This window comes from Candidatus Schekmanbacteria bacterium (genome assembly GCA_003695725.1).
Classification (GTDB): Bacteria; Schekmanbacteria; GWA2-38-11; order GWA2-38-11; family J061; genus J061.
This window is the reverse complement of record RFHX01000129.1, coordinates 1-9,487: the sequence shown is the minus strand read 5'-3', so window position 1 is coordinate 9,487 and position 9,487 is coordinate 1. Positions and strand designations below refer to the sequence as shown.

General features: G+C 36.9%; 9 protein-coding genes. 1 reads left to right on the top strand and 8 read right to left on the bottom strand.

The window, feature by feature from the left end; translation table 11 throughout:
- From D6734_05265 to D6734_05230, 8 genes are all read right to left on the bottom strand, one after another.
- The coding region (locus D6734_05265) for a DUF1295 domain-containing protein (GenBank protein RMF95605.1) at nucleotides 1-681 on the bottom strand (681 nt) is incomplete at its 3' end.
- 134 nt (nucleotides 682-815) lie between these two features.
- On the bottom strand, nucleotides 816-1,772 hold the full coding sequence (locus D6734_05260; protein RMF95604.1) for a hypothetical protein: 957 nt from the start codon (nucleotides 1,770-1,772) through the stop codon (nucleotides 816-818).
- Nucleotides 1,773-2,066: 294 nt separating this feature from the next.
- On the bottom strand, nucleotides 2,067-3,104 hold the full coding sequence (locus D6734_05255) for a DUF362 domain-containing protein (protein RMF95603.1): 1,038 nt from the start codon (nucleotides 3,102-3,104) through the stop codon (nucleotides 2,067-2,069).
- 1 nt (nucleotide 3,105) lies between these two features.
- Nucleotides 3,106-3,639 carry a hypothetical protein gene (locus D6734_05250; GenBank protein ID RMF95602.1) on the bottom strand — a complete coding sequence of 178 codons (534 nt, stop codon included), beginning with the start codon at nucleotides 3,637-3,639 and terminating at the stop codon, nucleotides 3,106-3,108.
- Nucleotides 3,639-5,216: a 4Fe-4S binding protein gene (locus tag D6734_05245; protein ID RMF95601.1), complete on the bottom strand. Its 1,578-nt coding sequence runs from the start codon at nucleotides 5,214-5,216 to the stop codon at nucleotides 3,639-3,641. Before D6734_05245 ends, D6734_05250 begins: the two co-directional genes overlap by 1 nt.
- 74 nt (nucleotides 5,217-5,290) lie before the next feature.
- Complete coding sequence (locus tag D6734_05240) at nucleotides 5,291-6,259, bottom strand: DUF362 domain-containing protein (GenBank protein RMF95600.1); 969 nt, start codon at nucleotides 6,257-6,259, stop codon at nucleotides 5,291-5,293.
- A 101-nt stretch (nucleotides 6,260-6,360) separates the two neighbouring features.
- Nucleotides 6,361-7,692 (bottom strand): MFS transporter, encoded by a 1,332-nt coding sequence (locus D6734_05235; protein ID RMF95599.1) that lies wholly within the window; start codon nucleotides 7,690-7,692, stop codon nucleotides 6,361-6,363.
- A 71-nt stretch (nucleotides 7,693-7,763) separates the two neighbouring features.
- Nucleotides 7,764-8,492, bottom strand: coding sequence for a hypothetical protein (locus tag D6734_05230; protein ID RMF95598.1), 729 nt, complete (start codon nucleotides 8,490-8,492; stop codon nucleotides 7,764-7,766).
- A gap of 230 nt (nucleotides 8,493-8,722) precedes the next feature.
- On the opposite strand from D6734_05230, the gene D6734_05225 reads away from it, so the two are divergent.
- On the top strand, nucleotides 8,723-9,487 hold a 765-nt coding region (locus tag D6734_05225; protein ID RMF95597.1), incomplete at its 3' end, for a hypothetical protein.

Genomic DNA, 9,487 nt, shown 5'->3' with positions numbered 1-9,487 from the left:
GAATGAAGATTTTAATATTTTTGTTTTCTTTTTGAGAATGCCAATGCAAATGAAAATTAAAAAGGAGGTTAATAGAAGAATTTTCCAAATTGTGTCAAATTCAAAAACCTTTTCAACAATATAATCTTCCAAGATATCAAGTATGCTAAAAGAAGCAACAATTAGTAGCAATGTTGCATATTCTCTTCTGAGGCAGGTTTTAAATGAAAAAATCCTGTCAGGTTTTATCCATAAAGAAATATTTGGGATGAATGCAGGCGTTGTTTTGGACCACGATTCAAAGAGCTTGCCGAATTTATTTTGTAAAAACTCTTCTTCAGCATACATTATTCTTTCATAGTAAAGCCAGAATGCCATAACAGAAACAATTATAAACCAAATCACTTCCGTTGAAAGAATTATACCAAAAAATATCAGAAAATTTGCAAAGTAAAGGGGATGACGAACTATAGAGTACATTCCTTTTGTATTTAGATTTTTTGCTTCCTGTTTTTTAGTATTTCTTCCTGATGTTTTTTTAGGAACAAAACCGCATACGATGCATCTGACAATTAACCCAGAAAATGAAATAGCAAAACAAAAAAACTCCCAAATGTGTTCACTAACTTCTCCGAAATGTTTTTCGAAATATTCAGTATTTGGCAATACGAATGGCAAAACAAAAAATAACAGGAGAGGCAAATAACTGCGTCTCCTGAAAAGCCAGTTCCCATGTTTTATAAATTCATTTTTAAGTGACATTAATTTATTTGTATAATTCCAATAAACCCCGGAAGAAAATCTGCGGTCTATCGGAAGAATTATTACATTTCTTTTTATTGTGTTTTTATTTCTACCAAATCCACTATTTCCTTCTCTCCTTTAATGGCTTGTTCATGGACAGTGCCCACATTTGGCGCATAATATTTATTTGCAACTACATCAGGTTCAAGAGGAGAATATTCTTTTGTTTTTAAGCAATTAGTATAGGTCTTGCCAGATACAGTGACTGTTTCGTTAAGACTTACAACCTTTGCTATATCTTCTGCATTTCCAGCAGAGTATTCCTGCCGGTAGATATCTCCCTTTTGGGGATTTCCCTCCATAATTATCCCTGGTTGGGCTCCATTGACTCCGGCAAGCCATGACCCTTCAAGGTCAACAAGAACACCTTTTTTGTTATAGGTTTTTGACTCTTCCCCAAAGTACCAAACATTTCCATCCTTATCTTGTGCGTAATAATCGAAGGTATCCTCAACGATTTTCCCATCTACATAAACAGTGTCTCGCACAACCCTGCAGTTTACACCCATTAACATTATGGTATTTGTCAGCACTGATACTTTATCAACTTCTGTGCCAGTATCTGTTTCGCCGTTATAAACATAAGTTGTACCCGGTACGAGAGGAAAATATTTGTTGTCGATTGTGGTTGTGAAAACACTCGGGTCGATTGAAGGTGTATAAACGCCTTTCCCTAAATCACCGCAAACATCAAGCTGTGCATCAAAGATATCACTGCTTTCTTCAATTCCATCTTTCAAATGCCTTTTTGCTTTTTTTAAACATGCTTTTTTGGTTTTGGGATTTGAAATGTTGTTGCAGTTTGCTACCTCTTCCCAATATTCGCTTTTCGCCTTGAACTGATTGTATTTTTTTATAGCTTTTGTTATTTTTTTACAGGCGCCTCCGGCAGCTTTTGCCTGAAGTTGAAATCCCGTTCCCGAAATAAAAAACAAAAAAAGAATAACGACAACTGCTCTACCGACAAAAACCGATTTCATCATCTTCATCGTTCCCCCTCCCAGATTAAAGGTAATAGAAAGAGAATCACTCTTCTAATTGGCTAGTTAGGGCTTATGCAATATCTGTGCCAGTTTTTAGATGTGTAGTAATCTGTTTGAAATTCAAGGCAATATCAGAGATAGTAAGGGAACGATTTCGCTAATGATATGCAAAATTTTTTTCAGTAGGAAAAATTTTTTTCAAAAAATTATTGTTTATTTTGACAGTATTATCATTAAGATTCTAGGTATGAGTCGAGAATGAATAATATGTAGAAACGAGTAATTACATAGTAATGTTTGTTAAAGTATAACTTTTTCAATATTTATGGAGTCAATATTGTTTTCACCCAATCCAAGCTCTTTTGCATAATCGATGACGGGCTTCCACATCTCTTCGCTGTATGTGTCGTCATTTTCAGCCATTATTTTTGAAGCAACAAGATCGCATCCTGAAATATCTCCTGATATGAGAAGACGTCCCACTCCCTTCTTGATTTCAGCACCTGCAAGTAGTGGGCCACTCTTTATAAGCAAATCCTCTGCATCTACTATATTAAGCTCGCACCTTACAACATCAGAAAATTCGGCTGCAAGAAGCCTGAAGGGAATGCGAAATTCTTTATGAACTATTGCCGGATTTTTCTTATCGCGCAGTCTTGCATGGTTGTCCCATCTATTGGGACCATAAACTGAACCGAAATGGTTTTTCATAGCTGAGCTAAAAGCCGCTTCCCCATGCCTTTTAATTGTTGGCAGATTTATTATGACTTCGCTTTCATAGAGATGTTTTGAAATTTCTATAACAGACATTACCTTCCATTCTTTTCTTTTTACAGGAAGAAACAATTTTTGGTTTCCCGGTTTGTCGGGGACGAGCTTTACTCCGAATTTTTTTGAAATCTCTTCAAAACCCATTGCGGAAAATTTTGCAGCAGTTCGTCCTGATGAATCATAAATGGATATTTCAGAAGGTGAAAAATCCTTCAAGATTTTGCAAAGATGATTGATAAATTTGGGATCAGTGCAGACAGGATAGGGATTTGGCGCAACGGTGTTTGGTTTCAAGGTGATTTTTCTTCCTTTGATGAGATTTGAAAAGCCTTCGAGCTTTGATATTCCGGCTTCAAGGCGTTTGAATTTGTCTTTTCCTGCGATATCTAAAAGCAGTGGTTTCCCATTTTTAAAGAAAAAATTTCCACATCCTTTTCTTATTGAATAGATAGGTTTCTTTTTTTCTTCTGAGAAAAGATTCTTGGAAATAGATGGAAACAGCGAAACTCCTAGAGTGCCGATTGCTGTTTGCTTTAAGAAACGCCTCCTTGATTTTTTTCTATTCATTTCATTTTCCTCGGCTCAACTTTAAAATATTTTCATCTACAGCTTTTGCGAATTCCTTTACAAGGGCAATTGTTTTTTCATCAGTCTTGAATGCTGTAATGCGAACGAAATATTTGCTTCTATAAAATTCTGCTTGATTGCTTCCTAATTGTCCGTCTTCTCCAAAGTCCGTTTTCTTAGAATTTTTTTTCTTTATATCTTTGAAAAGTTTTGCCGCGCTTTCAACACTTTCCATCTTGTAAATATCTACAATAAAAGAATCATCTCCTTTTTTATATTCATTGGAAATCAATTCTTCAAAACCTCTTTCAATATAGAATGGCGCTCCTCCATCGATGTATTCAAATAAATCTGTATCATCATAAACAGCATATTCATACGGAGAAGTGAATCCTTTTTTGAGCATTGCTGAAGGAAGTAGTGATTCAAGTTCACTTTTTTCAGCTAATGCTGCTTGAGATAGAAGAAAACAGAAAATCCCTGACAGCAGAAAGAAAAAAATAAATGTCAATGAATGATTTTTCTTTGGAAACATTATCGCCTTTTCCTCCTAAAAGGTGTTAAGAGTATCTGGTTTTCCTTTGACCTTGTTTCTCCTATTGATGTTACATATATAGCAGGTTTGTCTCCAACAGGACATTTCGTTTCACAGGCGCCGCAACCAACACAAAGCTCTACATTGAGATGAGGCCGTTTTACAAGCACTTCCTTCCCGTCAGGTGCAATGACTTTTGTTTTCTCAAGCCAAATGGCTTTTTTTGGAGTAGGGCACCATTCTTCGCAAACAATGCAAGGTGTAGCCATTGCCCATGGAAGACATCTGCCTCTATCATAGAATGCAGTTCCGATTTTCACAGGATTTTTCCCATTTTTACCAATCTTTTCATCGAGAGTGAGTTTTCGAATAGCGCCAGTAGGACATACCTGTGTGCATAAGGTGCAGTTGTATTCACAGTAGCCGATTCGGGGAATTACAACAGGGGTCCATATCCCTTCTGGGCCTGCCTCCCATGTTGCAGGATGAAGCGCATTATTAGGACATATTCTCATACATTGTCCGCATTTGATACAACGGGCAAGAAATTCTTCTTCTGATAAAGCTCCGGGAGGACGAATAAGTTTTTCATTAAAATTTACCTTTACTTCATCGCTTGCCCTTGCAAAGGGATAAACTAAAAGTCCTGCCGCAAAGGAGCTTACCACTCGCCGTCGATTGAGATTTGGTGTGTCGATTATTTCCTTTTTTTGCGGGAAAAGTTTAAACCTGATTACATTTTCAGGACATACTCTTTGGCAATTGAAACACATATGACATTCATTGGAATGCCAATTTACTCTCCCTATCGGTTCACATCCACCTTGGCAATTTACGAGGCAGAGGTTGCAGTCAGTACATTTTTCATTTTCTTTTTCCATGCCAAAGATTGAAAACCAGGAGGCAATTCCAAGAAGTGCGCCAAGAGGACAAAGGAAACGACACCAAAATCGGGTTATTCTGCGGTTTAAAAGAAGGATTGTAATGAAAACTATTCCTATGATATATCCTCTATGGAAGTGTTGTTGTGAAAAACTTAGTATTGTTTTATCTGCAAAATTATAAAGCATATCTCCTATTTTTTGAATAAATCCAATATTGGATAGTGCCAGTATATCGAGAGCCCATCTGACAATAATGTTTAGGACAGGGATTACCGATGTTACAAGCGACCGTGTCAAAAGCGATATAGGATCCATAAACCCAGTAAGAAGAGATGTGCAGAGTGCTGATGCAATTATTATTAGAAGAATGTAATATTTGATTTTGAAGGATTCCCTGTATCTGTTTTCATTTATTCTTTGAGCTTTTTTCTTTTCAGTAAAAACCAGTCCAAATAGATGATTCAATGTGCCAAGTGGACAAACCCATCCGCAGACAAACCTTCCGAAAAGAATGGAAAGTATTAGCACTACTATGCACCACTTCATACCTTCATAGAGGACGCCTGTCGATAAAATAGTGGTAATTCCGTTAAGAGGGTCTGATTCAAGAAAAATAGCCACCGGATAGCCGATTGTAATTTCCTTTACTTCTCCTGTGTTGAAGCTTCCCTTGAATTCACTTTTAAAGATCAAAAAAAGAAAGAGGAGAAGAAAAGAAATTTGAGATACTATTCTTAATATTCGAATTATTTTGATCTTATTGCCAATCAGATTTTTTCCCTCGCTATTTTTATCTTTGTTAAATCAATTTCTCCAATGCCGCGCATATAGGAAACTTTCAAGAATCCAAGACTTTCCGGTTTTAATCCAAACAATGTTGCTCCGAAGGCGTCTATTGCCACTTGATCAGTAGAAAAAGCTATTGTTTTTTTCAATGCCACATCATCGAGACTTCCTCCTTGCGGTCCATTCCTCAAAAGAATTCTATAGGCGTCGAGGATAGTTAAGGTTGGCTGAATAAAGGAAGCAAGGTCTGCTATGCTTTCATCTATCTTCTGATGTAAGGCTTCGCGCCTGCCACCCAAAATACCGTACCAGTTTTTCAACCCCATAGTAAGGCCTGTAAGATTATGGTGTTTTGCTATGGGGATATTTATTACTTTATCAGTTTCAATGAAATCCTTATATACAGGCCATTCATCCAATACTGAACCATTGATTTTCAATCGTCTGAAATTTCTTTCTTTTGGAATTGAGACTACAGCGCCTGCTTCCAATGCTTTTGCGGCAATACCGCTTCTCTGATAACATCGAACAGGATCATTGCAGGATATATCAACGACAATCACCTTTTCTGCGCCTGCATTGAGGCACAATTCAACTACTTTTTTTACCAAATCAGGATTTGTATTTGCCGCCTGCTCAGGGACCCTATCCCATCCGATATTTGGTTTTATGGTTACTTTGTCGCCTTTAGAAATAAATCTTTCAATGCCTCCTATTAGATTTATTCCTCTATCAACCATCTTCTCAATATCGTCTCCTTCCACTATTGATAGGTCAGGCAGTGCATCGACAGGAGGCACAGAATAATCTCTTTTTTGAATAGATGTAGCTCTATTTTTTACAGTTTCTTTTCCTAAATAGTAATATCCAAGAAGAGCAGTACCACCGGCACCCAATACTGCACGATAAGTTGTTTTAAGGAAATTTCTTCTGTCCATATTTTTAGGCATTTTCTTCTCTCTTAAACAGATATTTTTTTAAACATTGAGAAAAGGGCTGTCAAATTTTTTCTAAAAGTGAAGAAGCTATGATTAGCAAGAAAGAATGATAATCAATAGTGGCTATCTCTGAAATCGCTGTGTTTATTGATTTTTGGAATGTCTTTCCAAACTGAAAGCCCGTAAATCAATGCAGCAGCGTCGGCAATACCGACAAGAGCAAATGGAGATGAATGACTTATCCAGTCAAAAATTATTCCTCCAAGTTGAACAAAGGTCAAGGTGCCTAAGGACCCCACAGTATTTGAGACGCCAAGAACTGAGCCAAGAATCTTCTTAGGAGAAAGGTCTGCTGTCAGAGTTGTAGTGCCAACTGATACTGCTGCTACACCAAGCCCTGTGAGAATTCCGGCAAGCTTTACTTGAAGGGAAAAGGGGCTTGAAGAAAATCCTATCAAAAGAAATCCTGTGCCTTTCAAAAAGAGTCCTAAAACGACTATTGGCATTCTGCTGATTCTGTCTGCTGCTATTCCCCAAAAAGGTGTTGATATAAGAGCACATAAACTTGAAAGCCCCACTACAATACCTGCCATAGCAGTTGCTTTCGCATGGCTCAGTCCATAATCAGGAGCGCTTTGCACTGCCCAGATGAATATAAAAATACCAAGGATTATTCTATCAACTGATGCGGGGAAGGTAGATACTATGCAGAATGTAAGTCCTTTGTTTGTTTTAAGCTCTTCTAAAACTATCTTCCAATTTTGTTTTGCAGAAGTTTTCGTTTCTTTATTTTTTTTATGTTTTTCTACGAATCTATCAACAACCATAAATTTAGCGATGAGAAAAGTGACGAAGCACACACCTGCCCCTATAAAAAACAATGAAAGGACACCAAAGGAGTCTTGTAATTTTGAAAAGATAAAAAAGGATCCTGTTACTCCTATTCCCATCATAGTCGATGCAACTGCCATTGCTTTGCCGCGGCTTTTGAAATTTGTATAGTCAGCTGTTATGGTAATCATCTGAGGAAAAGCGAAAGTCATTGATAGGGAAAAGAAGAAATGAAATATGAAGACGAATAGAAGTGGAGATATTCCAAATACAGAGGAAAAATAAGGAGGTAGAGAATATATAATGAAAGATAGAGCCGCGCAAAGCATTCCGTATGAAAGAAGTATCTTCCTTCCAAAACGGTCAGATAAGAATCCCACATAACCAAGAAAAAAGATATTAGTAAGAGAACCAATAATCTGAATTGCAGAATTTATGGTGCCAAAATTTTTATCTCCTACACCTATTGTCTCCTTCAAGAAGCGGGGAAGTGCTATAGTTGGTATCATATAGGCAAGCATCAAAATTGCGCAAATCAGATAGATACCTACGAAATTGTAAGTTTTTAAATCTTCAGCAATATGAATGCCAAGAAATTTTTTTTCTTTCTTCATTAAATAAAATGGCTGGAAAAGAGATTAATTTCTTTTCCAGCTCTTCATATATTTAAAAAGTTTTTCAAATCTTATGCAATCTGTTTTCCGTAGCCCTGAGGTGTAGCGCTATTGTCATAGACTTCTTCAACATTGAAAATATAAGTAGGAAGCTCCATTTCACTTGGATCTTCCCCAAAATAAACATCATGAACGGCATGGATAAAATCAAAGTAAGGACCTTCGGTGTGAATTTCTATATTGCATCTTATCTCATAACTTAAAACAGGAGGTGTAAAATAGAGAAGGGTGCCTTTTTTATTCTCTTGAACATAATTCCATGTATGCGCCGGCTTTCCCGGATATTGGTTCCCAAGCTCAATTGTACATAGTTTGGTAAAATCCATTTTGTTTGGTGCTTCATCTTTTTCAAAATAGAGATGTTCTATTAAGAGCTTAAGTGATTTTTTTTGAAATTCACGCATCTTTGCACGGTCTTCTTTTGTTTGGAGCTCGTGGCGTCCAAAAGCTACTGTATTGGCTGCATCCATTCCTTCTTTTTTAATATGCTCTTTAAAGATTTTTGTAATCTTTATCATATGTTCTTCTTTTGGTACAAAGCCTGCACCTATTACTTTTGCATTGGTGATAATCGTACCATCTTCTTTTTTAATCGAAGTGCAGATGCTTGGCAGGATTCGTGTAGTATCAACAAGCATTTTATGAGGATTTGGAGGTCCTTGAAGCTCACTCATCTCAATAGCCCATTTCCTTCTCCAATAATAAGCATAGTTTAAAAAAACATCAGGAAGCATTGTCATTTTATATCCCTCCAAAAAAAATTAGTGTTTACAATCTTTATTCATTCTTAAAAATTTATGAATGAAGTGCAATAAAAAAATCGAGTAGCTACTCAATTTTTGTTGACTAATTTTTCTTTGGGGTGCTATAGTTAGTTCAATGAAAAGTTTGAGTGTATCTTTTTGTATAATTTCTTTTTAATTATTGAGGCATTATATTGTTGTCTACCAGAAATACTGGAGGAAATAATATGTCTATCCAAAAAGCATTCCCAAGATTTTTCAAAGTATCATTTATTCTTTTAGTTATCCTTTCTGTTTTTTCATTTGGTTCTGTTTACGCTGAAGGCAATGGAATCATAAAGGGAAAAGTCACTGACAAGAAAAGTGGACAGCCATTGCCCGGTGTAACCATAACAGTTGATGGCACTGATATTATTACCTTTACCGATGAAAAAGGGGAATATGAGATTCAAATACCCGAAGGTACATACAAACTATTAGCTGAATTCTTAGGATATAAAGTTGCAACTGCAGTAAATGTAGTTGTCGTTGAAGGAGAAAAGACAAAGGTAAATTTTCCTATGGAGGAAGAAGCGGCATTTATGGGTGAAGAAGTAGTTGTGACAGGGGAAAAGCTTACTGTGCCTCTTTCAAAGACAACAGCAACTGTTTCTGTCGTATCATCCAAAGATTTGGAAAAGGTGCCGGTTGCCACTAATGCGTCCGATTTGATTATGAATACACCAGGGGTACAGGTAGAATCAGGTGGTAGCGATTTTTCAAGGACAATAAAAATCAGAGGCAGGACTGTGGCGCCTCCAAAGGTTGCATCGTCAGGAATTCTTCTGTTGATCGACGGCATTCCGGCAAATGACCCGGGTTCCGGCTATGCCAATGTATATCAGATTCCTTCTGAGAATATTGAAAGAATCGAAGTCTTGAAAGGGGCTTCGTCTGCTCAATATGGCGGACAGGCGGCGGCAGGAGTCATTAATATAATTACGAAAAAGGGT

Coding starts and splice junctions, on each gene's coding strand:
- D6734_05260 (RMF95604.1), bottom strand. CDS start 1,772: ATGAAGATGATGAAATCGGTTTTTGTCGGTAGAGCAGTTGTCGTTATT.
- D6734_05255 (RMF95603.1), bottom strand. CDS start 3,104: ATGAATAGAAAAAAATCAAGGAGGCGTTTCTTAAAGCAAACAGCAATC.
- D6734_05250 (RMF95602.1), bottom strand. CDS start 3,639: ATGTTTCCAAAGAAAAATCATTCATTGACATTTATTTTTTTCTTTCTG.
- D6734_05240 (RMF95600.1), bottom strand. CDS start 6,259: ATGCCTAAAAATATGGACAGAAGAAATTTCCTTAAAACAACTTATCGT.
- D6734_05235 (RMF95599.1), bottom strand. CDS start 7,692: ATGAAGAAAGAAAAAAAATTTCTTGGCATTCATATTGCTGAAGATTTA.
- D6734_05230 (RMF95598.1), bottom strand. CDS start 8,492: ATGACAATGCTTCCTGATGTTTTTTTAAACTATGCTTATTATTGGAGA.